Consider the following 25,836-nt stretch of genomic DNA (forward strand, 5'->3'; position numbering starts at 1 on the left):
AGCAGCATGGCAAACGGCGTGCCGAGCTGTACCACGATCGCCCCGGTTCCGGCGTCGGTATAGTTGATGCCCACGAACAGCAGCGAAAAATGCAGGAAACCGAAGGTGAACGCCAGTGGCAGCAGATAACGCAGCTGCTCACGGGTGACGCGGGTAAACGGTATCAGCAGCAGCGCCACCACGATAAAGCGCATGCAGGTCATAAACAGCGGCGGCAGATCCAGCAGACCCCACTTAATCGCCACGTTATTAAACGCCCAGAGAGAGACCACCAGTAAAATCAGAAAAAAATGACGCAGTGCCACGACGCATTCCTTAATGTTGCGTTGTTAACTCACCGGTTAATCATGACACGAATACGCGGGTGTCGGGATAAATGAAACAGTAATTTTTTTTATGCTAGCTGGCTTAGGTATTCAGAAAAAGTGATAAGACGTAACCGATGGAAAGTGTCAGACTACGCAGCGGTTACCTGAGGTATTCAGGCAGTGATGCTTTTTCAAAAAATGACAAGGAGTCTGATTCGGCATGTCCCATTTATCCATAGCGCCATTGGCGATTATTCAACTTGAGGTTCCACCGGCAGAAGTCACTACGCGGGTTGGCGATCAGATTGACTGGTTTGTGCAGGCGTTAGCATTACAGGACGCAGAGTATCGGGTGATACGTCCGCATCTCGGGGAGCAACTCCCGGATTACAGTTCGGTTTCTGGCGCAATTCTTAGCGGTTCCTGGGCAATGGTCACCGATCATGCCGACTGGAGCGAGCGCACTGCCGCCTGGGTGCGGGGGGCTGTCGACTCTCAGCTGCCGCTGCTTGGGGTTTGTTACGGTCATCAGTTGATCTCTTATGCGCTGGGCGGCACCGTAGCGGATAACCCGCACGGCTGGGAACGTGGCCTGCAACGGCTGGACAATCTGGCACCGGGCGATGCGCTGCTTTCAGCCTTGCCGGCACAGTTCGATGCGTGGCTGACCCATCGCCAGTCGGTGCTAAAAGCGCCGCCAGGGGCGCAAGTGCTGGCGCGTTCGGCACTGGAGGGCTGCCAGATTATTCGCTACTCAGCGTCAGCGCTGTCGGTACAGTTTCATCCCGAATTTACTCAGCAAATTATGAGCGCCTGTCTGCCAGAAAATGCCACTGAACAGGGCGACACGCTACAAGGCACCGACTGGGCGCGCACGCTGCTGGAGGCATTTTACCGCAGCACGCTGCCGCAGCAGGCAGCGGTCAGTTAACCCCCGACAGAGCACGCCGGTGGCGTGCTCATTATGCCGTCAGCCAATACTTTCCAACGCCGTCACTTTTTGCAGAATGGTGAACGCGACGGCATCCGTCACCTGCTGAGTGGTCGCGGTCCCGCCCATGTCCGGGTTTTTTATCCCCGCCTGACACACCGTTTCGACCGCCTGCATCACCGCCTGCGCCGCTGGCGCTTCGCCAGGATGCTCCAGCATCTGTGCCGCGGTCCAGAAGCTGGCAATCGGATGAGTGGCAGCGGGTTTGTTGTCACGACGGCAGTGCGGTTTGCGCTGTGACCATGACAGCCACAGAACCAGTAGCGCTGAAAGCACCAGCAGTGCGGCGACAAAATAGAGTTCATTGGCATAGCTGCCGTATGGATCTCCACCAACTTCGCTGTTTTATCGCCGTAGCAGAAGAGCTGCATTTTGGACATGCGGCTGCTGGAGGAGGATCTCGGCACCCGCCTGTTTATCCGCACGCTGCGCCATGTCGCGCTGACGCCAGGTGGCCTGTTACTGTTTGATGAGGCCAGATTATTGATTGCGCAGGCGGATGCCCTGACCAGTCGGTTCCGTCAGATGGGGCAACAACAGGCGACGACGCTAAAGATTGGCGCTCTCGACAGCGCCGCTGCCGGATTAATTCCGCAACTGTTGCACGCATTTCGCCAACGTTATCCGCAAACCGAAGTACAGATATTCGAAGACAAAACCCTGCGCTTATTACCCCGGCTGAAATCAGGTCGGTTAGATCTGATATTTATTCGCCCGCCGGAGAAAAAAGAGCCAGAGATTGTAATGCGTTTCTTATTTAATGAAGCGATTGTGGTGGCGGTGGCGGAGTGTCATCCGCTGGCAAAACGTGACTGTTTACAGATTGAGGATTTGCAGGATCAGCCGTTAATCGTCCCGGAACGTAAATCGCGGCCACACAGTCATAATCTGTCGATCAATCTGTTTGCCGAGGCCGGGTTAAGCGCCAGAATTGCTCAGCTTGCCGATGAAAAACGGACCATTATCAATCTGGTGGCGGCCGAGCTGGGGAGTGCCATTGTGCCGCAATGGACCTCGCGCATGCCGGCGCGCAACGTCAGTTATATTCGGTTAACCGGCAAGGGGGCCGGAGCGATTAATGGTCTGCCGCTCTCCGTGGCCTGGATGCGTGATGCGCGTGACCCGTTGCGCGAAAAAATGCTGGAGATACTGATGGCGCAGCCGCAGTTATCAGCCTGATGCTGGCGAATTGCTGAGGATATTTCTGTCCACTTCACAATTTCGCCGCCTGCCATCTGACATCTTCGTTTTCTTCTGCCAGTGTTAATTCTGGGTTATGTCATTGTTAATTATGCACCAGTGAAATGGACAGGAGAAACACCATGCGTTACGCATATCCGGGATATAAAGGTTCGCTGATCACGCTGCAACAACGTTATGGCAACTTTATCAATGGCGAATTTGTCGCGCCAGTACAGGGTGAGTATTTCTCAAATACCTCGCCGATTAACGGCTCAGTGGTCGGCGAGTTCCCGCGTTCAGGAGCACAAGATGTGGATAATGCGGTTGCTGCCGCGCATGCGGCGGCAGAGGCCTGGGGTAAAACGTCTGTGCAGGTGCGTTCGCTGACCTTACTGAAAATTGCCGACCGGCTGGAGCAAAATCTGGAAAGAATGGCGGTTAATGAAACCTGGGATAACGGTAAACCGGTGCGCGAAACCCTCGCGGCGGATCTGCCGCTGGCGGTTGACCATTTCCGCTATTTTGCCGGTTGCCTGCGCGCGCAGGAGGGTACCGCAGCAGAGATTGATGAATTTACCGCTGCTTATCACTTCCATGAACCGCTGGGTGTGGTGGCGCAAATTATTCCGTGGAACTTCCCGTTGCTGATGGCGGCGTGGAAGCTGGCACCGGCGCTGGCAGCGGGTAACTGCGTGGTGCTGAAACCGGCAGAGCAGACGCCGCTTTCGATAACGCTGTTTGCTGAACTGATTAACGATCTGCTGCCGCCGGGCGTGCTGAACGTGGTGCACGGCTTCGGGCGTGAAGCGGGTGAAGCGCTGGCGTCGCATAAAGATATCGCCAAAGTAGCGTTTACCGGTTCAACCGCCACCGGCGGACATATTCTTGAGCTGGCGGCAAAGAATCTGATCCCCTCCACCGTTGAGCTGGGCGGCAAATCCCCGAATATCTTCTTTGAAGATATTATGCAGGCGGAGCCGTCATTTATTGAAAAAGCGGCGGAAGGCGTGGTGCTGGGTTTCCTGAACCAGGGGGAAATCTGTACCTGTCCGTCGCGTGCGCTGGTGCAGGAGTCCATCTATCAACCGTTTATCGAAGCAGTACTGAAACGCATCAAAACCATAAAACGTGGCGATCCGATGGACAGCGAAACCATGATTGGCGCGCAGGCTTCACAACAGCAGTTCGATAAGATCCTCTCTTATCTGGATATCGCGCAGCAAGAGGGCGCGGAAGTGTTGGTCGGCGGCGGCATTGAGAAACTGGAAGGCGATCTCGCCAGCGGTTACTACATTCAGCCCACACTGCTGAAAGGTAACAACAGCATGCGCGTGTTCCAGGAAGAGATTTTCGGGCCGGTAATCGGTATTACCACCTTTAAGGATGAAGCCGAAGCGATTGCAATTGCTAACGATTCGATTTACGGGCTGGGTGCCGGCGTCTGGACCCGCGATATTAATCGCGCGTATCGCGTAGGACGGGCGATTAAAGCCGGACGCGTCTGGACTAACTGCTATCATCTCTATCCGGCGCACGCCGCATTTGGCGGTTATAAAAAATCCGGAATTGGCCGTGAAACCCATAAAATGATGCTCGATCACTATCAGCAGACGAAAAATTTGCTGGTGAGCTATAGCGTGCAGCCGCTGGGCTTCTTCTGATTGCGGTTAAGCCGTGCATACCCTTGCCTGCCATCAGGAGGGGAGCCGAAATGGCGCCCCTCCAGTCTCTTGTCGAGGCGGCGTTTTCGCCTCCCGTGACAAACTATCCCGAAAGACTCCGGCAATCCCGGTAATGTGACCCGCAGTTAAAAATGATAACTGTGATGGTCGAACAATTGCTTAATGCCTCGCGCAAGGATACCTGTTGTTTATCAACAGCGTGTATTAATTGGAGGCATTAATGAATACCGTGCTCTTAAGTTTTAATGGTGAGCGTCGTGATCCACTTAGCGATGGCTTACACCCCGGCAATGGTCTGCGGCCTTACAACCCAACACTGATGCGGTTTAATTGTCCGGATAGCTGGAGTCCTTTTGGCGCGGGAGGGACTCATCCCTGGGCATGGTGCGAGGGTGACCCGATCAACCGTGCCGATCCCTCGGGTCATTTCAGCTGGCAGGTCGCCGCAGGCATAGGGTTAGGCTTACTTGGTATGGTGACATCACTGTTTACTGCGGGGGCATCGCTCGCGGCGACAGGCAGTCTCAGCGCCGCGCTGGCCGAAGCCTCGAGCCTGACGTTATTCACCACGGGCTCGGCATTATTCGCGGATATCACCGGTATTGCCAGTTGGCTGGCAGAAGCGAGGCAGTCGACATTAGCGCCAACCCTGGGATGGCTGTCATTTTCCACTGGGATGTTATCATTTGTTAGCGGTCTGGCGCTGGCGGGAAATCGCCTGTTGATTTCACAACAGGAAAAAAAATTAGCGGGTAATCTGTTTTCGCTCGGGAACCGTTCTTAAAGTCAGCTTAATCCAAATCTGGTTATCGCCACCATGTCACCCGAAAGAATCGAAACAGGCGACCGGGTTTTTCTGCGCTATGCCAGTCGTGAAAGTAATGATAAAGCGATTTTTGTCTCACACAGCCGTTTCTTACCCATCAAATACTTTAATGGTACGGCAAAGTTGACTCTGCCTGAAGGGCTGTCGGTCAGCTATTACATCAGGCGTGGCGAAAAGCTCGGTTCATGGAGTATGTTACGGATTTACAATCGTTTGCAAGGTAGCGCCAGCGATGAAGTGATGCCGTTCTCACAGACTTATCAAGGCAAGACGCGCATCGAGAACCTCTCTTTAAGGCCCATTTCGGAAGGTACGGTCTCCTTATCAATGATGCGTTCACCGCCTGATTATAGTTACGATCTTATTGTACCGGTTCAGCCGGCAGAAACCCGGCATCTGATCGATCTGGCTCAGCGCTACCATTATCATGACCTGCAAATTTTAGGTTGTCGCGCAAGGAGGCTCTCTAATTAGCCTGGTAAAAAGGCCCGTTGCCCACCGAATCCCTGACCAGTAACTCCGACAGGAACAGGTTGTCGCGGGATAAATAGCCACCATCCAGCATCGAGATCAGTTGGTTAATCACCTGATTGATCATATCGCTGACCGGATCTTTGACGCTGGACAGTGACGGCGTCAGAAAGGGCGCGGTGGGGATATTGTCAAAACCAATAACCGAAATGTCGTCCGGCACGCGAATGCCCGCAGCGGTAAAGGTTTTTATCGCGCCAATCGCCATATCATCATTACTGGCAATCAGCGCGCTAAAGCTAACCTTGCGGTTAAGCAGCGTGTCGGCCGCCGCTGCGCCGCTGGCCGGACTCCATTTACCGTGGATAATCCGTTCTTCGCTGAGCGGTAGCCCACAGTCGAGTAACGCCTGTTTGTAGCCGGACAGGCGTTCGATGGCGGTTGGTGAATCGAGCGAGCCGGTAATAAAGGCGATATGCTGATGGCCGCGCGCGATCAGATGACGGGTTGCCTGATAACTGGAACCTTTATGATCGCAGCAAATACAGTGGCTTTGATGCTTTCGCAGCTGACGGTTCACCACCATAACCGGCTGTCGGGTTTGATCGATTATCACATCCAGCGCATCGACGGTAAGAAAGCGCGGATAAATAATGATGGCATCGCAGCGTAAATCCAGCAGAAACTGAATCGCCTGCTGCTCCTCTTCAGCACTGTGTTTGCCATCCACCAGAATCAGCTGACGGCCATTGGCTTCCAGCTTCCTTGCCGCCTGGGAAAGTAACTCATTAAAGTAGCTGCCATTGTACAGGGTGTTGGTGACCACCAGACCAATACACTGTGAAGTGGTGCTGGCCAGATTGCGCGCCAGCAGATTGGGCCGGTATCCGGTCTCTTCAATGGCGCTGAACACCTGCTGTTTCGTTGCTTCGCTGACATAACCCTTGCCTGACAGCACACGTGAAACCGTGGCTTTCGAGACGCCGGCTTTTTTTGCCACTTGCTGCATGGTCGACATAGCTGATTCCGCAATCTGTAAGAATAGTTGCCATTCTACACATTTCGCTACGGCTAACTAACTGTTCTGACTGGCGGAAGTGGGTTATTTGCGGCGAGAGCGCTACCGCACACCGGCACAAAAATCATTTAATTGCGATCGAATGTCGATCGTTATCACAAAACGAAAATTAACCCCTCTTATCTCTTGAACTATGACGAATAGTTGAACATTCTCGTGTGGAACCGGTTACTTATTTTGCCCTGCTGTTGTGCAGTAACGCGGTTTTCATTATCTAACCAGATGAATTTAATAATAATTTCTCGTTACAAGAGAGTGGTTACTTATGTCAAAAAATTTTGAGGCAGTTTCACGATCGATCGTTGATGCTCTTGGTGGTGCCGGGAATATCGAAGCCGTCACGCACTGCATGACGCGTTTACGTTTTGTGCTGATTGACGCCAGCGCCGTTGACAGCGCCAGGCTGAAGTCGATTTCAGCAGTGATGGGCGTGGTGCAGAATGAAAACCAGTGCCAGGTGATTATTGGCAACACTGTTTCCCAGGCCTGGGCCGAAGTGATGAAATTGCTGCCCTCTGGCGCACCGGCATCACCGGCCGCCGCCACGCCGGTGAAGAATAAATTGACCCTGAAACGCATTGGCGCAGGCATTCTTGATGCGCTGATCGGCACCATGTCGCCGCTGATCCCGGCGATTATCGGTGGTTCGATGGTGAAACTGCTGGCGATGATCCTTGAGATGAGCGGGGTGATGGAGAAAGGCGCGTCGACGCTGGTGATTCTGAATGTGATTGGCGACGGTGCTTTCTTCTTCCTGCCGGTGATGGTGGCGGCCTCGGCGGCAGTCAAATTCAAAACCAATATGTCGCTGGCAATTGCTATCGCTGGGGTGTTGGTTCATCCCAACTTTATCGACCTGATGGCGAAGGCGGCGCAGGGGCAGCCGGTGGAATTTATCGGATTCTCGGTGACCGCGGTGAAATACACCTATACCGTAATCCCGGCGCTGTGCATGACCTGGCTGCTTTCATATATTGAGCGTTGGGTCGACCGTATTACCCCAGCGGTAACTAAAAACTTCCTGAAACCGATGCTGATTGTACTGATTGCGGCACCGGTTGCGATCGTGCTGATTGGCCCGTTGGGTATCTGGATCGGCAGCGGGATTTCCGCGCTGGTGTATACCATTCATAGCTATCTGGGCTGGTTATCAGTCGCGATTATGGGGGCGATCTGGCCGTTGCTGGTGATGACCGGCATGCATCGCGTCTTTACGCCCACCATTATTCAGACTATTGCCGAAACCGGCAAAGAGGGCATGGTGATGCCTTCAGAAATCGGTGCCAACCTGTCGCTGGGCGGCTCTTCGCTGGCGGTGGCATGGCGGACTAAAAACCCGGAACTGCGCCAGACGGCGCTGGCCGCGGCGGCCTCGGCAATTGTTGCCGGTATTTCGGAACCGGCACTGTACGGTGTCGCGGTACGGCTGAAGCGCCCGCTGATCGCCTGCCTGATCAGTGGTTTTGTCTGTGGCGGTATCGCCGGTATTGCCGGGCTGGCCAGCCATTCAATGGCTTCACCGGGGCTGTTTACCAGCGTGCAGTTCTTCGACCCGACTAACCCAATGAGTATTGTCTGGGTATTCGGCGTGATGATTCTGGCGGTGGTGCTGTCGTTCGTCACCACCTTATTGCTGGGATTCGAGGATATTCCGGTGGAGAACAGCGAACAGCAATCCACTGCTGCCACACCGTTTGACGCGCCGCAGCGCGCAGTAAAAGTTAACTGAGACAAGAGGACGCTAATGTCAGCATCAACATTTCCCGACGATTTTTTATGGGGTGGCGCGATTGCCGCAAACCAGGCTGAAGGTGCCTGGCTTGAGGGGGGGAAAGGTGTCACGACGGTTGATATGATCCCGCATGGTAAAGATCGGCTGGCGGTAAAACTGGGTCAGGAGAAGCGCTTTGCGCTGCGTGACGATGAATTTTACCCGAGCCATCAGGCGATCGATTTTTATCATCGTTATCAAGAAGATATCGCCTTAATGGCCGAGATGGGCTTTACCGTATTTCGTACCTCGATTGCCTGGAGCCGTATTTATCCCAACGGCGATGAAATGACGCCAAACGCCGAGGGCATTGCGTTTTATCATGCGCTGTTCAGCGAATGTAAAAAGTACCATATCGAGCCGCTGGTCACGCTGTGTCACTTTGATGTGCCGATGCATCTGGTCAGGGAGTACGGTTCATGGCGCAACCGTAAGATGGTGGAGTTTTTTGCCCGCTATGCCCGCACCTGCTTCGAAGCCTTTGATGGTCTGGTGAAATACTGGCTGACCTTTAATGAAATCAACATTCTGCTGCACAGCCCGTTTTCCGGTGCCGGACTGGTGTTTGAAGAAGGTGAAAACCAGGAGCAGGTAAAATATCAGGCGGCGCACCATGAGCTGGTCGCCAGTGCGCTGGCAACCAAAATTGCCCACGAGGTGAACCCGGAGAATCAGGTTGGCTGTATGCTGGCGGGGGGGAATTTTTACCCGTGGTCGTGTAAGCCGGAGGATGTCTGGGCCGCGCTGGAAAAGGACCGTGAAAACCTGTTCTTTATTGATGTGCAGGCACGAGGCAGTTACCCGTCCTATACCAAACGGGTGTTTCGTGAGAAGAATGTGTCGATTATCAGCGAGCCGGGCGACAGTGAAATTCTCCGGCATACCGTCGATTTTGTCTCCTTCAGCTATTATGCGTCACGTTGCGCTTCCGCCGACATGAATGAGGGCAACAGCAGCGCGGCTAATATCGTTAAATCTTTGAAAAACCCCCATATTCAGGCCAGCGAGTGGGGCTGGGGTATCGATCCCCTCGGGCTGCGTATCACCATGAATATGATGTATGACCGCTATCAGAAACCGCTGTTTCTGGTGGAAAACGGTCTGGGAGCCAGGGATGAAATTAACGCGCAGGGCGAGATTGACGATGATTACCGTATTAGCTATTTGCGCGAGCATATCAAAGCGATGGCGGAGGCAATTGATGACGGCATTCCGCTGATGGGTTACACCTCCTGGGGATGTATCGATCTGGTCTCGGCCTCAACCGGCGAAATGAGCAAGCGCTATGGGTTTATCTATGTTGATCGCGACGATCAGGGGCAGGGTACGCTGGCCAGAACCCGTAAGAAGTCGTTTTACTGGTATAAAAAAGTGATCGCCAGTAACGGGGCGGATCTGAGTTAATCTTTGCGACGGGCGGCGAAAACGCCGCCCCGACGGTGAATATTTCCGGCAGCAGCGCAGAATCTTTATACCCATTCGATCGCGATATTTTTCGCCGTAAACGCCGCCAGCCTCTCTTCCGGCACACGCTTATCCACCACCATCAGCGAAATATCTTCGCATAACACGACCGAATAACGGGCGATGCCGGGAATTTTATCGGCGGTCAGCGCAACAATAATGTCGTTACTGCGCTCAACCACCGCTTTTTTGAATTCAGCATCTTCATAGTCAAATACCGTCAGTCCGGCATCGGCATCCATGGCACAACCGCCGAGAAAAGCCTGATCAAACCAGATATGGCTCAATTGCTGCTGCGGTGTGACGCCGAGGCTGCCGCCGGTCTGTTTCTGCAGCCGCCCTCCAAGCATAATCACTTCGCAGTGCGGATAGTTCATCAGCTCCACGGCAATCAGCGGCGAGTTGGTGACAACGGTCAGTTTCAGCTGCACCGGCAGTGCTTTCGCCATCGCCAGATTCGTTGAACCGGCATCAATATAAATACATCCGCCCTCCTTGACGCGCCGGGCGCAACCTGCGGCAATTGCAGTTTTTTCCGCACTGGATTCCCGCGCGCGATGGCTGAACGAGCCCGATTCCGTCACGATGCTGACGGCACCGCCATACACCTTTTTGCACACTCCCTCACGCGCTAACTGCTGCAAATCTCGGCGGATAGTGTGTTCGGACACCTGTAACTGCGCGGAAAGGTCTGCGCATACTACCCGACCTTCATCACGGAGTTTCTGACGAATCAGGGATTGTCGCTGCTGCGGAAAAGCTGCATAATCGAGCATTAAATTTCCTTTATTTACCGTAATCGAGCAGAAATGAGCATACAGCATTATCCCTGACGCATTCAATTTATCGATAACGGTGTAAGAGAACTTAGCGAAATGTCAGATTACTCAAGGTCTTTACCGCAGCAGAGTGCCGATTTTATCCCGGCGAAGCGTGAACAGGGCGCAACCCGGTTGATGTTTTTTATTGCCGGTTTCGCCACTGCCGCGTGGGCGGCGCTGGTGCCGTTTGCCAAACTGAATACCGGCGTCAATGACGGCACGCTCGGGCTGTTGCTGCTGTGCCTTGGCGGTGGCGCGCTGGTGGCAATGCCGTTAACCGGGGTATTAACCACGCGTTTCGGCTGCCGTGCGGTGCTGATCACCTCAGTATTTATCTTCAGCCTGATTATGCCGTTGCTGGCGGTGATCCCTGACAGCGCCATGCTGGCGCTGGCGCTGCTCGGTTTTGGCGTGGGGATCGGTATTACCGACTGTGCAATGAATGTGCAGGCGATAATTGTTGAGAAAGCGTCGTCGAAGCCGGTTATGTCCGGGTTTCACGGCTTTTATAGCATTGGTGGTATCGCCGGAGCCGGTGCGATGAGCGGAATGATGTTACTCGGCCTCTCGCCATTCAGTGCCACTTTAATCATCGCACTACTGGTGTTGCTGCTGCTGCTGCTCAGTATCCGTGGTTTACTGAACTATGCCAATCCCGCCGAGGGGCCAGCTTTTGCGCTGCCGCGCGGCGCGGTACTGGTACTGGGCGCTATCTGTTTTGCCGTGTTCCTCGCCGAAGGGGCGGTACTTGACTGGAGTGCGGTGTTCCTCACCGAATACCGCGCATTACCCGACTCTGCTGGCGGCCTCGGTTTTGCCTGTTTCGCTGCTACCATGACCCTCGGGCGTCTAACTGGTGATCGCATCGTCGCGCGTTTTGGTCGTTATCCGGTGGTGATTGTCGGTGCCGTAGTGGCGGCGAGCGGTCTCGCCCTGACGATTTTTGTTCCGTTCTGGATATTTTCCCTGATTGGTTATGCGCTGATCGGCATCGGCTGCGCCAATATCGTACCGGTGATGTTTTCAGCCATCGGCAGACAAACCAGTATGCCGCAGGCGGTTGCTGTACCGGCTATCTCGACGATGGGCTATATGGGCGTGCTCGCCGGGCCAGCGAGCATCGGCTTTGTAGCCCACTACAGTAGCCTGCCGGTGGCGTTTATGCTGGTAGCGCTGTTGCTGCTGGTCGTCGCGTGGGTGGCGCGGCGCGTCAAAATGTAAATTCCTCCCTTGCCGCGCGTTCTGCGCGGCAGTTATTGGTCCTACCAATATCGTCATAACATCGCGGGCGATCACAGATAAGTGAAAATTACCCGCTGCAAGGTTGCATGAAAATAACACCAGATTAACACTACTGCTCCGTTACGCTTTTTTGGTAGGACCAATATTGACAATGGTCTGTTGCCCGCTGAACCGTCAGGAAAAAAGATGAGCAGTAAACTTAATCCCCCGCGTCCGGCAGACCCGCTGGTGAGCAGGCTGAAGGCGTTAATTGACGATCGAAAACTGCAGGCAGGAATGCGCCTGCCCGCCGAACGCCAACTGGCAGCCGAGCTGGGCGTATCACGCTCGTCACTGCGCGAGGCCATCCAGCAGCTGATCAGCGTTGGCATGCTGGTCAGCCGACGCGGAGACGGTACCCGATTGCGCGAGCAGATCGCGCTGTGGACCGATTTGAGCATCGTTGAACCGTTACGCCAGCTGGTTGAGGACGATCCTGATTATCGTTATGACATCCTTGAAGCGCGCCATGCCATTGAAGCCAGCACCGCATGGTATGCCGCCTTACGTGCTACCGAGGCGGATAAAGAGCAGCTGCAATATGCCTTTGATGCCACCCTGAAACTGAAGGACAGTGACGATCCGGCACTGGCCGCGCAGGCGGATGTGCGCTTTCATCTGGCGATCGCGGTGGCTTCACACAATCTGGTGTTGCTGCAAACCATGCGCGGCTTTTTTGATCTGATGCAGACGTCGGTGCTGCAAAGCCGCCAGCGCATGTACAGCCAGCCGGTGATTTTTTCCCGCCTGACTGACCAGCATCACGCATTGTTACAGGCGATTGTTGGTGGTGACGCCGAAGCAGCACGTCAGGCGGCGATGACCCATCTGGGTTTTGTCCATGACACGATGAGAAGCTTACATGAAGACGAAGCACGCCAGCAGCGGTTGATGCGCTTGCCGGGCAACGTACTGAAATCACATAAGGAAGGCGAAGAATGATCATTTCCGCTTCAACGGATTATCGGGCGGCCGCGCAGCGGAAACTCCCGCCGTTTCTGTTTCACTATATTGATGGCGGGGCGTATGGCGAGCACACTTTACGGCGCAATACCGCAGATTTAGCCGATATTGCTCTGCGTCAGCGTGTGCTGAAAAATATGTCGGCACTGAGTCTGGAAACGACGCTGTTCGGGGAAAAACTGGCGATGCCGGTGGTGCTGGCACCGGTCGGACTGACCGGTATGTATGCGCGTCGTGGTGAAGTGCAGGCGGCGCGCGCGGCGGCGAAAAAAGGCATTCCGTTTACGCTTTCGACGGTCTCGGTCTGCCCGATTGAAGAAGTGGCACCGGCTATTGACCGGCCAATGTGGTTTCAGCTGTATGTGCTGAAAGACAGGGGCTTTATGCGCAATGCGCTGGAACGTGCGCAGGCTGCCGGGGTGAAAACGCTGGTGTTTACCGTGGATATGCCGGTACCCGGTGCGCGCTACCGCGATGCCCACTCCGGTATGAGCGGCCCGAACGCCGCGGCGCGCCGTATTATGCAGGCGATGACGCATCCGCAGTGGGCGTGGGATGTCGGGCTAAACGGTAAACCGCACGATCTGGGTAACGTTTCAGCCTACCGCGGTAAACCGACCACGCTGGAGGATTATATTGGCTGGCTCGGGGCCAACTTCGATCCGTCAATTTCATGGCAGGATCTGGAGTGGATCCGTGAATTCTGGCAGGGGCCGATGATTATTAAAGGCATTCTGGATGCGGAAGATGCCAAAGATGCGGTGAAATTCGGCGCTGACGGCATTATTGTCTCGAATCACGGTGGCCGCCAGCTGGATGGCGTACTCTCCAGCGCCCGCGCGCTGCCAGCAATTGCTGACGCGGTAAAAGGCGACATCACTATTCTGGCCGATTCCGGCATTCGTACCGGCCTCGACGTGGTGCGTATGATTGCGCTGGGCGCTGACAGCGTACTGCTGGGGCGGGCATTTGTTTATGCGCTGGCAGCCGCCGGTGAGGCGGGAGTGATTAACCTGCTGGAACTGATGGAAAAGGAGATGCGCGTGGCGATGACCCTGACCGGTGCGAAATCCATCAGCGAAATCAGTCGTGAATCGCTGGTGTCGTTACCGGCCTGAAGCGGTAGGGGAATTCTCTTGCCCGTTCAGTGCGGGCAGGATTATTCCTGCTGAGTTAACCGATCGCGTTCTGATTTTTTCAGCTTCGCCACCACCAGATGATAAGAACGGATGATCAAGTCTTGCAGCATGCCATCATCAATTTCACCGCTTAAGCTGATGGTCATCCAGTGTTTTTTATCCATGTAGTAACCGGGTTTTATCGCGGCGAATTCATCCACTAAAAATGCCACATCGGCTGGCGTGCCTTTCAGCGTCACTCGGGCGACCGCTTCCTGCTGCGAGACCACCGCAAACATTTTACCCATCACCTTAAACACCAATGCCTGCGGGCCAAATGGCAGGCCGGACTCTGCCGCTTTCTGGCTTAAAAGAAATAACTCAACGTCTTTTTGATTCATGTTTACTCTCCGTGATGCAACCGGGCAGCGGTTGATTGACTCGCTATCTGTCACGAATTTATGACTTACCCAATGTGGCCTTTTAAATACAACTCCGACCAGAAAAAAACATTTCCAATTAATTGTACAAAAATAAGATTGTTGTATAGATTTGTTTTGTACCAACCTACAGCATGGTGAAGCCAGATACCTTGCGGCACAACTGAAGTTGGCAGCAGCACGCCGTTTCAGATGTTTTTTAAAGTTGTACATCATCGCCCGCTTTGCGGGCTGAGCAACTTAACTTTTGAGAGTTTGAAAATGCATGCAAAAATTGCCGCAAAAGAATTTAATACCGAGTCGCAAATTACTGATTATTTTAAGAACACTGGTGATCTTTACCAGAGCGAATCTGCGGTTATTGAGTCAATTTATCAAGAGCTGTTAAGCGTAAAAACCAAAGTCAGAAGTCGGGACGTGATTCTGAATCTGATTGATAAACTTGAGAGTGAAAACGATGTGCTACAGGCAGATATCTATCGTAAGGCACTTGAGTTAGTGGTCTCTCAGGGTCAATAAAATTAACCCACTGAAATGTAACACTATCAAGGAAGACCTTCTGTGACACTATGCCTGGCCAACAGATAGAGGTGCTTTTGTTGGTCACTTGAGGCCTGCGCGCCTTGTAGCTGCAGAATAAGGATGATGTTACGCGGCTCGACTGCCTGACCGCAGCGAATCAATTCAAATACCGCTCTGCCGATAACTTCACAGACTTGCTGGCGATGGCTGTGGTGACTGCTTTGCACTTCCACTCCCGTTTCTGGTGAGGGTTACAGTGTATCACCTGAAAGCAAGCTGGCCTATTTACGCCCGCGATCTTTTCATGGTCGCGGCATCAGGATTTGCTGCCTGTCATCGGCTGTTATGTCAGCCTTAGCACTTTTTGCACAAACATCACTGCGGCAGATTGACAGAATTCCTATACATGTTTTTTAAAACTGTATAAGTTAGTCTTTCAAAAGACTTGGGCATTTTTAGAACTTTTCAACGCTGAGGGCAGACACATGCGTCAGGATGGATTTAACACCAAACCCGATCAGGACATTGCCCGGTATTTTAATGAGGCCAGCTTACCGTCTCAGCAGGAAACACTGGGCCAGATCGTTGTGGAGATCCTGCGTTCAGGTAAACATATCAACCGTAAAACCATCTGTGCCAAGTTGCTGGTCCGGCTTGAACTGTGCAGTTGCCAGCAGCAGGAAAGACATTATCAGGAACTTATTGGTATGCTTTTTGGTCGTGGGGATTGAGTATTACGTTGCTATGTTCTCCGAATGACTGATGTTTCTGCCTGAAATACTAGCCCGAAAATTCTGACAGGATCGCGTTCGCCAGGAGTTTTCTCCCTGCCGGAACCGGCCTGGAGGTTCGCTGCAAGCGAAACCCGTTCAAGTAACTGCCTCGTATCCATTCAGAGGCGCGTAACTGATTCAGAGAAGCTGTTATGACCAGAAGTGATGAAGAAAAATTAACCGACATTATGATGGGCGAAGCCGTCCTTGCACTTATCCGCGCCGACGGCGTGATTAGTAACGCTGCGTTGATCCATCAGTTGCAACTGATGGCGAAAGCGGAGAGTGATGGCGTTAAACGCCGTGCCTGCCAACGCGCGATTAATGAAGTGAGAGCCAGTCAGGCAGACAGCCACAAACGCGTGACGCATGAAATTCGTGGCAGGGACAATGTCGTGCATCTGTTTACCAGTGACGGACCGGCTGATGGCACCAAAAAACACTGAGCAGAAACGGCATTACGACTTTGCTAAACAGCCCGGCAGCATAAACTATTAATAGTTCAGAGGAATTACCCATGCAGCAGTCGTCTACAGAAAGTCAGCTTTCTGATTATATCGAAAACGGTGGTGAAGGGCATTCGGCCGAAGCTGAGTTCATCGGCGCCGTTATTAAGGAAATTGTCGCTTCAGGTAAGCATGTGACCAATAAGGCCGTTATCCTGAAACTGATTGAAAAGCTGGAAACCACGACAGATGCGGTGACGCAAGATATTTATCGTGACGCGCTGGAGCTGGTAGTGGGTCGTACGCCAGATGACCCCGAGTTTTAACCTACGTTTTTCGCCACCGCCGCGCTGACCCCACCTTTTTTTTAAAATACCCGCTTCTGATTACCGCAGGCCAGCAGAATCTCTGGCCTGCGCTTCTGCTAATTAAACATTGGGGAAGGTGATATTATTCCCCGGTGCTTCACGATGCAGGTGAATAAAGTTCAGGTGACGTTCATACTGGTCAAGGATATCAATAATGACCTGATCCTTACTGTAATCCATCAAATCATTGCCCTGACTGCCCTCAAGCAGGAAAGTCTCCAGACGATAATAGGTAGATTTACCGCTACGCGCGCGATAGGTAAAGCCCGGTACCGAGTATTGCTGCGGCCACACCTGATAGACGAAATCCTGTTCTTCTCCCAGATTGACACGCAATTCGAGATGGCCCAGATTTTCATCATCAGCGGGCGGCAGGTTTTCCAGCGTCACTCTTCCGCCACGCAGTTCAAGCTCCTTGGCCACATCCTGCATGGCAGGTAACATCACGGTTTCCATCATCTGCTGGGTATAGCGAGTACCCGGATAATTCATTAAGCGTGAAAGCCGTTTTTTCCAGCTCAGGCGATCCTGCCCGCTTATCAGATAAGGTGCCGTATCACGGTTGGCGCTTACGCGGCGATAATCTTCAACTTTCAGTGATTTATATAATCCTGCCATCACAAAAAAGATCACGAAGCTGAACGGAAGACCCATGATGACCGTGGCATTCTGTAGTGCAGTGATACCGTTAGTCGACAGCATTCCCAGCGTCAGCACACCAATGGTGACTGACCAGAAAATGCGCAGCCAGTTTGGCGCATCGCTGTTGATATCTTTTAGCTTCGAAGTAAAGTTACCGAGTACCAGCGAGCCGGAATCTGCCGAGGTGACATAGAAAAGCATACCGGTGATGGTGGCGACCGACGCACTTAATTTAAATGCCGGATATTGCGCCAGCAGGCTGTAGAAACCACGCTCAGCATGCGACATCACTTCCTGCGCAAATCCCGCGTTACCATGGATGATCTCGTACAGTGCGGCATTACCAAACACTGAGAGCCATAGCAGGGTAAAGGTAAACGGAATAATCAGTGTGCCAAGCACAAACTCGCGGATAGTACGGCCACGGGAGATACGCGCCAGGAACAGGCCAACAAACGGCGACCAGGCCACCCACCATGCCCAGAAGAACAGGGTCCAGCTGTTCATCCACTCACCAGGCCGGTCAAAAGCAAAGGTGTTTAACGTCATACCCATAAAGCGATTGATATAGTCGCCAACGTTGAGTACCAGCGCGTTTAACAGGAATTCAGTATTACCGGCAAACAGCACGAACAGGATTAAACCTAACGCCAGGGCGACATTCAGCTCTGACAGAATACGAATACCCTTGTCGACACCCGAGGTGACGGAAATCGTCGCGATCACCACCGACAGTACAATTAACGCGGTTTGCGCTCCCAGGCCTTCCGGAATGTCGAACAGCACTTTCAGACCGTAGTTTAACTGCACGACGCCAATACCCAGCGTGGTGGCGATACCAAAGATGGTGCCGACGACGGCGGCGATATCCACCGTATGGCCAATCGGGCCATTAATGCGTTTGCCAAAAATAGGGTAGAGCGCCGAACGGATGGTGAGCGGCAGATTGTAGCGATAGCTGAAGTAGCCCAGTGCAATGCCCATCAGCGCATACATTGACCAGCCGGTCAGACCGTAGTGGAACAGGGTCCATACCATCGCCTGACGGGCAGCTTCAAAGGTCTGCCCGGCGCCTTCAGGCGGCTGCATATATTGCGTCACTGGCTCTGCGACCGAGAAGAACATCAGGTCGATACCGATGCCCGCAGCAAACAGCATGGCGGCCCAGCTGAGTACGCTGAACTCCGGTTTCGACTGTTCAGGGCCAAGTTTTATGGAGCCAAAGCGCGAGCAGGCAACAAACAGCACGAAAACGATATAGACTGTGGCCGCTAACATGTAATACCAGCCAAATGTTGCCGATACCCAGTTTACTGCCTTTAGAATCCATCTGGCTGACAGATCGCTGTAAAAAATAGTCATCAAAGAAAACGCTAAAATCAGCCCGGCTGAGGTGTAGAACACCACGGGGTTGATTCTGTCTTTCTCTTCGGCAGGTGGATTATTCATCAATTACCTCTGGTTATGCGATTACAAATCTCTCAGTGAGTAAGACTTACACGCCAGACCATGTCTGGAAACAGGGATAACCCTTCAATTCTTCCGTGTACTCGTTGTTTATCACCGTTTTTAACAGACATTAATCCTGGCACGCCATTTCGTTTATGACTGAAATTATTCACGCCTTCAGACTAACAGCTCTGGTTCTTATATTGAACGGTCAATATAAAAAAGTTTACCCGGTTGATTGCTGGTGGCAGATTTACTAAACGGGGGATGCCGCAGCACAACTGGCCTGAGACGCCAGCCGGGTCACTGATGAGTAAATCAGCAGTTTCTGAAGAAATGCGGATTTGGTTGATTTTTGCTCAGCGGTTGACACTGCATCGGTTAAAGCGATGCAGGGATTTAGCGAATGTCTTATCATATCTGTGCAGACGAGGAGACTGTTTCTTAGGATTAATCCGTATTGGCTCAGATCTCAGACCGGCCGTTAATCCGTTAGTTCAGCAAGAGGGAATCAAAGTGGAATACTATGGAATAGTCCTGGTTAAATTTATTATCGGTTTTTTTATCGTTATCCTTCACCTTAATCTGTCAGGTAAAACCCAGCTATCACAAATGACCCCGGTGGATTTTATTGGCAACTTTGTGCTGGGTGGTGTGATTGGGGGCGTTATCTACAGTGATACCATCCCACTTTATCAGTATCTTATTGTTCTGCTGATTGGCGTCAGCTTAATTTCACTGCTTAATTCGGTGACGAAACACATCAGTTTCTTTCGTATTGTGGCAATCGGTGAACCGATACCGATTATCAAAAAAGGACGATTCCTGATGGATAACATCCTGCAGAAAAAGAATAAAATCGACATATTGAATATTACCTCACAACTTCATTGCCAGGGTGTTCACTCATTCCAGAGCGTAACCTATGCACAGATTGAGCCTAACGGTCAGCTGACGGTGATCTGTGATGAAGATGTGATGCCTTCAGTCATCATTATGAAGCAGGGGAAGGTCAGAAGTTATGCACTCCATGCCGTGGATAAAGATGAGAACTGGCTTAATGATGAAATAAATAAAAGAGAGATTCAGCAAGAGGAGATATTTATTGCAGAGTTCTGGGAAGGACGCGTGATTTTTATCCTGAATAATGGCGAAGTTGTCCATTAAAGTGGCCTGAAGCTGTAATCAGCGATTAAGCGCTGATTACAGCTTTATCACAAGTGCAGATTCTGCATCAGGTAGTCGATAAACAGCCGGCACTTGAGCCGGATACGATGATCGCCGGCAAAGACGACGGTGATGTCCTGCTGCGGAAGGCGATATTCTGGAAAAAGCTGCACCAGTTCTCCGGTGGCTCTCTCCGTTTTGACCAGCCACTCCGGCAGAATAGCGATGCCCAGCCCGGATTTTACCATCGCTTTTATCGATGATGAGGAGTTCGCATAAAATCGGGCGGTCGCCCGCAGCTCAAAGGTTTCCCGCTCAGCGTGGCACAATGTCCATTGGGTCGGCGTCGCTAAGTTGCTGTTAGCAATCCATTGTGCGGAATTTAAATCAGCGAGTGAGTGAAGCGGATTATCTCTGAGCCATTGTGCGGATGCCACCATTACAATCGGGTAACTGGCCAGTTTACGGCTTTTTAATGTGGAGTCGCGCAAGGTGCCAAGACGAATGGCAAGATCAAGTCGTTCAGAAATTAAATCATTAAGAGAGGCATCAGCAAAATAATTGATATTTAAAGCCGGGTGAATTTCGCAAAACTTAGCAATTAACGGCAGCAGGTATTTTTCACCAAATTCTGCCGTCGAGGTGATCGTCAGGGTGCCAGAAAGTGAACGATGACTTTCACTGATATTTTCCAGAGAGGTCTGGATCGTGAGAAATATCTGCTGAAAGTCATTATACAAGGTCTCACCCGCCTCAGTCAGCGTGATGCCGCGGGTATTACGGATCAGCAGTGGAATATTCAACAGATCCTCAAGGGATTTAACGTGAATACTGGCCATCGCCTTACTGATAAAAAGTCGCTCGGCGGCACGCGTGAAAGAGCCACAATCGACTACCGCGATAAACGTCTGAATCTGTTTTAAGTGATTAAACATTGACTGTTAAATTTTAGTAAACATCGAGTTTAATTTATATTAATCGACAGTCAGCGTCAAGTCATCCAGAATCCGTGCCGGAGGTCAAAATGACATATCGTTATCGTGTTGCCATTATCTTTTTAGCCGGTTTTTTTATTGACTGCATTAATATTTTTATGTCAGCCATTGCATTGCCTGATATTTCCCGCGAACTGCATATTTCTGAATCCAGCGTGGTCTGGGTGGCAAACAGTTATATTCTCGGTTTAACCCTGATTATTCCGCTCAGCAACTGGATTGCCAGTCTGGCAGGTGCACGGTTTACCATGATGGTGTCGATGGTGATATTTAGTATCGGGGCGTTACTTTCGGGTCTGTCGACTGATTTTTTCTCGCTGACGCTGTTCCGCTTTATCCAGGGCGTGGGCGGTGGCCTGCTGATTCCGGTTGGCCAGGCCTTAACCGTGGGCATGTTTAAACAAGATGAGCGCGCCAGAATATCGACGTTGATTATGGCGGTGGCGCTGATAGCACCGGCCTGCTCGCCTGCTGTTGGTGGAGCGTTAGTCGATCACTTTTCATGGCGTTGGGTTTTCCTTGGCAATATTCCGTTTAGTCTGATCACCGCAGCGCTGGCGCTACTGTGGATCAGAGCCGAAAAAACCACCGCGCATCGCCCCGATCTTGCGGGCTTAGTGTTGGTAAGCCTGACGCTGACGGCACTGCTGCTGGGCATGTCGTGCTATGCCGCTGCGGTCAGCAATCAGATAGCGCTGGCACTGTTGCTGACCGGAATCGTTCTGGCGCTGTGGTATCTGAGGCATTACCGGCGGAAAGCCGATCCCATTCTGGATTTAAGCGTGCTGCTTAATCCCCGCATGGGCTTCTCTGTACTGATCTATCACGCGATACCCGGCATTTTTAGCGGGGTAAACTTACTGAGCATCTTTTTCCTGCAACAGGTGCTGGGCTGGTCCGCCAGCGAAACCGGGCTGATGATGGTACTGTATGCCGCCGGGGCTTTTTGCGCCATGATGACGGGTGGACGGCTATATAACCGTATCGGCGCCGCGCCGCTGTTTCTCACCGGACTGTTGCTGCATGCCGCGGGTATCGCACTGCTGTCGCTGGTCGGCAGCGCGCATGGACTGCCGTTACTGATAATCGCTTACCTGCTGATGGGGTCGGGCGGGGGCATCGGCGCCAGTACTGCCCAGACCACCGCGATGCTCGACTTTACCGATGAGCGTTTGGCTCGTGCCAGCACGGTGTGGAATCTGAATCGCCAGATGTCATTCAGCATCGGGGCGGCGCTCTTTACTCTTATGGTTAATCTGCTGCAACAACAGACCACCATAACCTCGGCTTATCATTACACGTTTCTTATTGCTGCCGGGCTGGGGTTATTGCCTCTGCTCAGGCTTAAGCAGCTTATTCCACAACCGGAGTCCTTATGCCATCAGAAAAAGAGTTAACTGCTCACCAGAGCGTCATCGAACTTCATCAATGGATAGAAGACGTCTTTACCGGGCGCGCGGGGCATCCGTCCACGCTGGAGAAACTGCTCAGCAGTTTCAGTGCATCCTTTAGCATGATAACGATTAAAGGTCAGCTTATTGGCCTGGCAGAGGTAGAAACCCTGTTTCGTCAACAATCCTCGGGACGACCAGAGTTACGTATCGAGATTGACGCCTGTGAAACGCTGGCTGAAACCGCAGAAAGCGTGGTGTGCCGCTATCGTGAAACGCATCACTGGCAGGGAAGTGTCCAGTCCCGCTGGTCGCTGGCAATCATTGATATTGATAACGGACAGCCGGTCTGGCGCTATCTTCATGAAACGGCGATAGCGCAGTAACGGCTTAACTGATGGCGAAGCCGCATGATTCCGGTTTCGCCACCGGCGTGGTTAAGCGCAAATCTAATGTAAGCCTCTGTAAATTCCAGTCATTTAATATAATGTTTTTAACCTGGCGTTCCGCTGATCCCTTATCTAAAATAACGTCACTGCAAGTAATTCATCCAGACTGGCTCAGGGAATGACAAATTTAACACTCTTTAATCGTGCACTGTTTCTGTCATTTCTGACGCTGGCCGGTTGTACTTCCCATAAGCCGGTAAGTGACCAGCAAACGCTAAATCACCCTTCAGCGGACACGCTTTACCGCAGCAAAAACACCGATCTTATTCCGGTGATTGCCGCACTTCACGATCAAATGCATTCATGGCAAGGTACGCCTTATCATTGGGGCGGAACTGAATTAACCGGTGTGGATTGTTCCGGATTTGTCTGGCGCACGCTGAAAGACAGATTTAATCTGCCAATGGACAGAGTCACCACCAGTCAGCTGATCCTGATGGGTACAAAAATCGAACCTGCACATCTGCAACCCGGAGATTTGGTGTTTTTCCGCATTCATCGGCAGATGCATGTGGGCTTTTATGATACGGATAAACACTTTCTTCATGCCTCGGCAAGCAAAGGCGTGATGCGCTCTTCGCTGAATAATCCTTACTGGAAATCCGTTTTTCTCGAAGCCAGAAGGTTGCCGAAAGAGAAGGGGGCGCAAATTACATTTAACTATACCGATGATGAAGGTCAGTTAGCCAAAAACTAACCGATGCAGCTGTCAATCGGTCTTTAATGCCCTGTTCCACCAATATGCTCTTCTTTCTGCCTTGCGCCGTAAATCTGATGCTCGTCGTTGCCAGCGAAAGTAACACCAGTCCTCACGCTGTCCTGTGTGAGTTGAATATCACACAGGTTCGGATGTATATTTCGCCAGGCAAAATCTTAATTGATGAGGGTTTTGATATTGGAAGTCTGTCGAGAATTATGATCAATTTCCGCATCATCCTTTGCCAGGCGACGATGTCCGATCATTAATACAATAAGATAGTTAATCTTGACCGGGTGAAATAATGAATATCAAGCAACTGAGTTATTTTTGTCAAATCGTTGAGTCCGGCAGCGCCAGTGCGGCGGCGAAGCAACTCTTTATTGCTCCAACCGCGATCAGCATGCAGTTAGCCGCGCTGGAGCAGGAGCTGGGCGGTGAATTACTGAACCGCAGCTCCCGGCCAATGTCATTAACCAAACTGGGTAATTTCTTTTATCCCCGCGCCCAGCAGCTGTTATATGATTTTCATAAGTTGCAAAGTGAAACCCGGTCGTTTATCACCCGTGCTGATACAGTATTAAATATTGCCTTTCCGCGCTCGATTATGGTGAATCTGTTACCGAAAGCGATTAAATCCTTTACGGAAAATAATAGTCATATTACGCTTAATCTGACGGAGGTACTGTCAGAATATCAGCCGGAAATGATACAGAATCAAACGATTGATATTGGTATCACGCGCGAGTTTGAAGGTGACTGCATCGTGCCGGATAATTTAAACCATCACCTGATACTGATTGATCCCTTATTCGCCGCCATTCCGCGCGAACACTATTTAACGAAGAAAAAGTTTTTAACGTTGCATGATTTCTGTCATTCCCCCTTTATCAGTTATCCAAAAGATGATCGCAGCGGTTTTGCGCAAAAAATTCTTGATTACTTCACCGCTCATCAATGTATGCCAATCATTTCACATCGCGCAATTGAAATTCATACCGCACTGGCGCTGGTCGGCGCAGGGTTAGGCGTGACTTTAATTGGTAAATCAGCCATTCCTGATAATCGCCAGGATATTCTGTTTATCCCCATCGAGGACTTTAAAGTAAACAGCTATATTTACGCCATCAGCAATCCAGACAACAGCGGTACACATATTGATGCATTTATAGAGGTATTAAAGCGTGTGGTTGCGTAACCTATGCGGTTTTCATCGGCTCCTCGATTGTCAGCACAATAATAAAGGTAAGAATTGAGATAATGGACATAAAGACAAATACTGTGTTCCAGCCGTAATAGTCCAGGATCAATCCACCGATAAACGGTGTTGCTGCCCCTCCAAGCTGCCCCCCCATATTGACGATAGCGTTAGCGGTGGGGAAATTTCGCCTGGCGATAAACGACATCGGATATACCATATACGCCGAAAATCCAATACTCAGTAGCAGGCCGGTTAAGAACAATAATAACGCGCAGATAAGTGGATTGGCCGGGATGTAAATCAGAAACAGCATCATTACCGAGGTCGAAATTGCTGAAATCAGCATCCCCGGCTTTCTGCGTTTACCAAGCATTTTATCGGAGATAATGCCACCGAACAGATTCCCGAGTACCGCGCCAACCCACGGAGCCGCCGCGACAAAGCCCATTCCCATTACCGAGAACTGTTTTTCTGTCAGCAGATAGGTAGGGATCCATGCCAGCAACAAACTGGAGATGCCGAGCTGGAAGCAATAGCCCAGACTACATCCCCACACATTCCATGAGCGGTAGATTTGACCGCTGCTGTTCAGCGTTTTTACCGGCCGCACACGAATCAGTGCATCGAGAAAGGCGATTTTTTTATACTGATCTTGCGGCTGTTTTTGTCGTGCATCCGCTGCTTTTTCGTTAATCAGATCGATTTCTGCCGCATTAGTAAAGCGAGAGTTTTCAGGCTTATCGGCGACAAAGAAATACCACAGTATCGGTAGCAGCAGGCCGGGTAAGGCGAAAAACAGAAAAATCTCTTTCCATCCCCAGTGGGTAATGATTAGCGAACCGATAATCGGGGTAAGCACCGGGCCGAGTTTTATTGAGGATAGAAAAATGCCTGAGGCGATGCCTTTTTCACGTGATGGAAACCAGTTATTGATGGTGGATGTCACGCCAATCGGGAGCGGTCCTTCGGCGACGCCCAGCAACATCCGGCAGATTTTCAGCTGAAAAATGGAACCCACCATCCCCGTTAGCCCGGTTGCCACTGAGGTCAGCACCATGGAGGTGGTAAAGACTTTGCGCACGCCAAAGCGTGAAATCAGCCAGGCAGAAGGTAATTGCACCAGTGCATAGGCGATAAGAAACAGGCTGGCCAGTGCGCCTGCTTCCGTATTCGTCATGGTGAACTCTTTACGAATAAACGGCAGCGCTACCCCGAGGTTTGCGCGATCCGCTGCGGCAACCGTATAGATAAGAAAAAACAGGGTAGCCACCCACCAGCGGTGGTGGGTGGTTTTCTGCTGAGCTGGCGCGAGTTCAATACGTGTACTCATAAATGTAATC

Annotated in this window: 27 protein-coding genes; 19 read left to right on the forward strand and 8 right to left on the reverse strand. The window is 51.7% G+C overall.

Features of this window, described 5'->3' with window-relative positions; translation table 11 throughout:
• Positions 1–305, reverse strand: a 305-nt coding sequence (locus tag NG42_RS23305; RefSeq protein ID WP_052898038.1) for an EamA family transporter, incomplete at its 3' end; no start/stop codon positions are given.
• A gap of 223 nt (positions 306–528) precedes the next feature.
• On the opposite strand from NG42_RS23305, the gene NG42_RS03900 reads away from it, so the two are divergent.
• On the forward strand, positions 529–1,239 hold the full coding sequence (locus NG42_RS03900) for a glutamine amidotransferase (protein ID WP_052897955.1): 711 nt from the start codon (positions 529–531) through the stop codon (positions 1,237–1,239).
• A gap of 39 nt (positions 1,240–1,278) precedes the next feature.
• On the opposite strand, the gene NG42_RS23310 is transcribed toward NG42_RS03900, so the two are convergent.
• A complete protein-coding gene (locus tag NG42_RS23310; RefSeq protein WP_052897956.1) occupies positions 1,279–1,575 on the reverse strand; it encodes an isocitrate/isopropylmalate family dehydrogenase in 297 nt (98 codons plus the stop codon).
• A gap of 102 nt (positions 1,576–1,677) precedes the next feature.
• Here NG42_RS23310 and NG42_RS03910 point away from each other — a divergent pair, with 102 nt between their 5' ends.
• The 4 genes from NG42_RS03910 to NG42_RS03925 all read left to right on the forward strand — a co-directional run bounded on the left by NG42_RS03910 (position 1,678) and on the right by NG42_RS03925 (position 5,463).
• A complete protein-coding gene (locus NG42_RS03910; protein ID WP_241488299.1) occupies positions 1,678–2,478 on the forward strand; it encodes a LysR substrate-binding domain-containing protein in 801 nt (266 codons plus the stop codon).
• Between the two features lie 143 nt (positions 2,479–2,621).
• Positions 2,622–4,142 (forward strand): acetaldehyde dehydrogenase ExaC, encoded by a 1,521-nt coding sequence (gene exaC / locus NG42_RS03915; protein ID WP_052897957.1) that lies wholly within the window; start codon positions 2,622–2,624, stop codon positions 4,140–4,142.
• 241 nt (positions 4,143–4,383) lie between these two features.
• Positions 4,384–4,947 carry an RHS repeat-associated core domain-containing protein gene (locus tag NG42_RS21835; protein WP_072133161.1) on the forward strand — a complete coding sequence of 188 codons (564 nt, stop codon included), beginning with the start codon at positions 4,384–4,386 and terminating at the stop codon, positions 4,945–4,947.
• Positions 4,948–4,980: 33 nt separating this feature from the next.
• Positions 4,981–5,463: a putative adhesin gene (locus NG42_RS03925; protein WP_052897959.1), complete on the forward strand. Its 483-nt coding sequence runs from the start codon at positions 4,981–4,983 to the stop codon at positions 5,461–5,463.
• On the opposite strand, the gene NG42_RS03930 is transcribed toward NG42_RS03925, so the two are convergent.
• Positions 5,456–6,478, reverse strand: coding sequence for a LacI family DNA-binding transcriptional regulator (locus tag NG42_RS03930; protein WP_052897960.1), 1,023 nt, complete (start codon positions 6,476–6,478; stop codon positions 5,456–5,458). The two genes, NG42_RS03925 and NG42_RS03930, sit on opposite strands and share 8 nt — an antisense overlap.
• 325 nt (positions 6,479–6,803) lie before the next feature.
• Here NG42_RS03930 and ascF point away from each other — a divergent pair, with 325 nt between their 5' ends.
• Both ascF and NG42_RS03940 read left to right on the forward strand, forming a co-directional pair.
• A complete protein-coding gene (gene ascF / locus NG42_RS03935) occupies positions 6,804–8,267 on the forward strand; it encodes a PTS cellobiose/arbutin/salicin transporter subunit IIBC (RefSeq protein WP_052897961.1) in 1,464 nt (487 codons plus the stop codon).
• A 15-nt stretch (positions 8,268–8,282) separates the two neighbouring features.
• On the forward strand, positions 8,283–9,713 hold the full coding sequence (locus NG42_RS03940) for a 6-phospho-beta-glucosidase (protein WP_052897962.1): 1,431 nt from the start codon (positions 8,283–8,285) through the stop codon (positions 9,711–9,713).
• 65 nt (positions 9,714–9,778) lie between these two features.
• On the opposite strand, the gene NG42_RS03945 is transcribed toward NG42_RS03940, so the two are convergent.
• Positions 9,779–10,549 (reverse strand): DeoR/GlpR family DNA-binding transcription regulator, encoded by a 771-nt coding sequence (locus NG42_RS03945; protein WP_052897963.1) that lies wholly within the window; start codon positions 10,547–10,549, stop codon positions 9,779–9,781.
• Between the two features lie 99 nt (positions 10,550–10,648).
• Between NG42_RS03945 and NG42_RS03950 the strand changes: the two genes are divergently transcribed.
• The 3 genes from NG42_RS03950 (at position 10,649) to lldD (ending at position 13,956) form a co-directional block, all read left to right on the forward strand.
• A complete protein-coding gene (locus NG42_RS03950) occupies positions 10,649–11,815 on the forward strand; it encodes an MFS transporter (RefSeq protein ID WP_052897964.1) in 1,167 nt (388 codons plus the stop codon).
• Between the two features lie 207 nt (positions 11,816–12,022).
• Positions 12,023–12,817 carry a transcriptional regulator LldR gene (gene lldR, locus NG42_RS03955; protein WP_052897965.1) on the forward strand — a complete coding sequence of 265 codons (795 nt, stop codon included), beginning with the start codon at positions 12,023–12,025 and terminating at the stop codon, positions 12,815–12,817.
• Complete coding sequence (lldD, locus tag NG42_RS03960; protein WP_052897966.1) at positions 12,814–13,956, forward strand: FMN-dependent L-lactate dehydrogenase LldD; 1,143 nt, start codon at positions 12,814–12,816, stop codon at positions 13,954–13,956. Before lldR ends, lldD begins: the two co-directional genes overlap by 4 nt.
• A gap of 41 nt (positions 13,957–13,997) precedes the next feature.
• Here the strand turns inward: lldD and NG42_RS03965 are convergent, their stop codons facing one another.
• Complete coding sequence (locus NG42_RS03965; protein ID WP_052897967.1) at positions 13,998–14,357, reverse strand: MmcQ/YjbR family DNA-binding protein; 360 nt, start codon at positions 14,355–14,357, stop codon at positions 13,998–14,000.
• Between the two features lie 231 nt (positions 14,358–14,588).
• On the opposite strand from NG42_RS03965, the gene NG42_RS03970 reads away from it, so the two are divergent.
• The 4 genes from NG42_RS03970 to NG42_RS03990 all read left to right on the forward strand — a co-directional run bounded on the left by NG42_RS03970 (position 14,589) and on the right by NG42_RS03990 (position 16,463).
• Entirely contained in the window at positions 14,589–14,915 is a 327-nt protein-coding gene (locus tag NG42_RS03970) for a biofilm development regulator YmgB/AriR family protein (protein ID WP_241488296.1), read from the forward strand.
• Between the two features lie 488 nt (positions 14,916–15,403).
• Positions 15,404–15,649: a regulatory protein YcgZ gene (ycgZ, locus tag NG42_RS03980; protein ID WP_052897969.1), complete on the forward strand. Its 246-nt coding sequence runs from the start codon at positions 15,404–15,406 to the stop codon at positions 15,647–15,649.
• Between the two features lie 194 nt (positions 15,650–15,843).
• Positions 15,844–16,137 (forward strand): hypothetical protein, encoded by a 294-nt coding sequence (locus NG42_RS03985; protein WP_052897970.1) that lies wholly within the window; start codon positions 15,844–15,846, stop codon positions 16,135–16,137.
• Positions 16,138–16,208: 71 nt separating this feature from the next.
• Positions 16,209–16,463: a biofilm/acid-resistance regulator YmgB/AriR gene (locus NG42_RS03990; protein ID WP_052897971.1), complete on the forward strand. Its 255-nt coding sequence runs from the start codon at positions 16,209–16,211 to the stop codon at positions 16,461–16,463.
• A gap of 102 nt (positions 16,464–16,565) precedes the next feature.
• Here the strand turns inward: NG42_RS03990 and NG42_RS03995 are convergent, their stop codons facing one another.
• Positions 16,566–18,596, reverse strand: a complete 2,031-nt coding sequence (locus NG42_RS03995; protein WP_052897972.1) for a choline transporter — start codon at positions 18,594–18,596, stop codon at positions 16,566–16,568.
• A 516-nt stretch (positions 18,597–19,112) separates the two neighbouring features.
• On the opposite strand from NG42_RS03995, the gene NG42_RS04000 reads away from it, so the two are divergent.
• Positions 19,113–19,763, forward strand: coding sequence for a DUF421 domain-containing protein (locus NG42_RS04000; protein WP_052897973.1), 651 nt, complete (start codon positions 19,113–19,115; stop codon positions 19,761–19,763).
• A gap of 47 nt (positions 19,764–19,810) precedes the next feature.
• Here the strand turns inward: NG42_RS04000 and NG42_RS04005 are convergent, their stop codons facing one another.
• On the reverse strand, positions 19,811–20,698 hold the full coding sequence (locus tag NG42_RS04005; RefSeq protein WP_052897974.1) for a LysR family transcriptional regulator: 888 nt from the start codon (positions 20,696–20,698) through the stop codon (positions 19,811–19,813).
• Positions 20,699–20,787: 89 nt separating this feature from the next.
• Between NG42_RS04005 and NG42_RS04010 the strand changes: the two genes are divergently transcribed.
• The 4 genes from NG42_RS04010 (at position 20,788) to NG42_RS04030 (ending at position 24,493) form a co-directional block, all read left to right on the forward strand.
• Positions 20,788–22,155: an MFS transporter gene (locus NG42_RS04010; RefSeq protein WP_052897975.1), complete on the forward strand. Its 1,368-nt coding sequence runs from the start codon at positions 20,788–20,790 to the stop codon at positions 22,153–22,155.
• Positions 22,134–22,535: a hypothetical protein gene (locus NG42_RS04015; RefSeq protein ID WP_052897976.1), complete on the forward strand. Its 402-nt coding sequence runs from the start codon at positions 22,134–22,136 to the stop codon at positions 22,533–22,535. Before NG42_RS04010 ends, NG42_RS04015 begins: the two co-directional genes overlap by 22 nt.
• Before the next feature lie 181 nt (positions 22,536–22,716).
• Positions 22,717–23,295 carry a C40 family peptidase gene (locus NG42_RS04020; protein WP_053115613.1) on the forward strand — a complete coding sequence of 193 codons (579 nt, stop codon included), beginning with the start codon at positions 22,717–22,719 and terminating at the stop codon, positions 23,293–23,295.
• A gap of 304 nt (positions 23,296–23,599) precedes the next feature.
• Complete coding sequence (locus NG42_RS04030) at positions 23,600–24,493, forward strand: LysR family transcriptional regulator (protein WP_053115612.1); 894 nt, start codon at positions 23,600–23,602, stop codon at positions 24,491–24,493.
• Between the two features lies 1 nt (position 24,494).
• Here NG42_RS04030 and NG42_RS04035 read toward each other — a convergent pair whose 3' ends face one another.
• Positions 24,495–25,826 carry an MFS transporter gene (locus NG42_RS04035; RefSeq protein WP_052897978.1) on the reverse strand — a complete coding sequence of 444 codons (1,332 nt, stop codon included), beginning with the start codon at positions 25,824–25,826 and terminating at the stop codon, positions 24,495–24,497.
• Positions 25,827–25,836: the final 10 nt, after the last annotated feature.

The organism is Winslowiella iniecta, assembly GCF_001267535.1.
GTDB classification, from domain to species: Bacteria; Pseudomonadota; Gammaproteobacteria; order Enterobacterales; family Enterobacteriaceae; genus Erwinia; species Erwinia iniecta.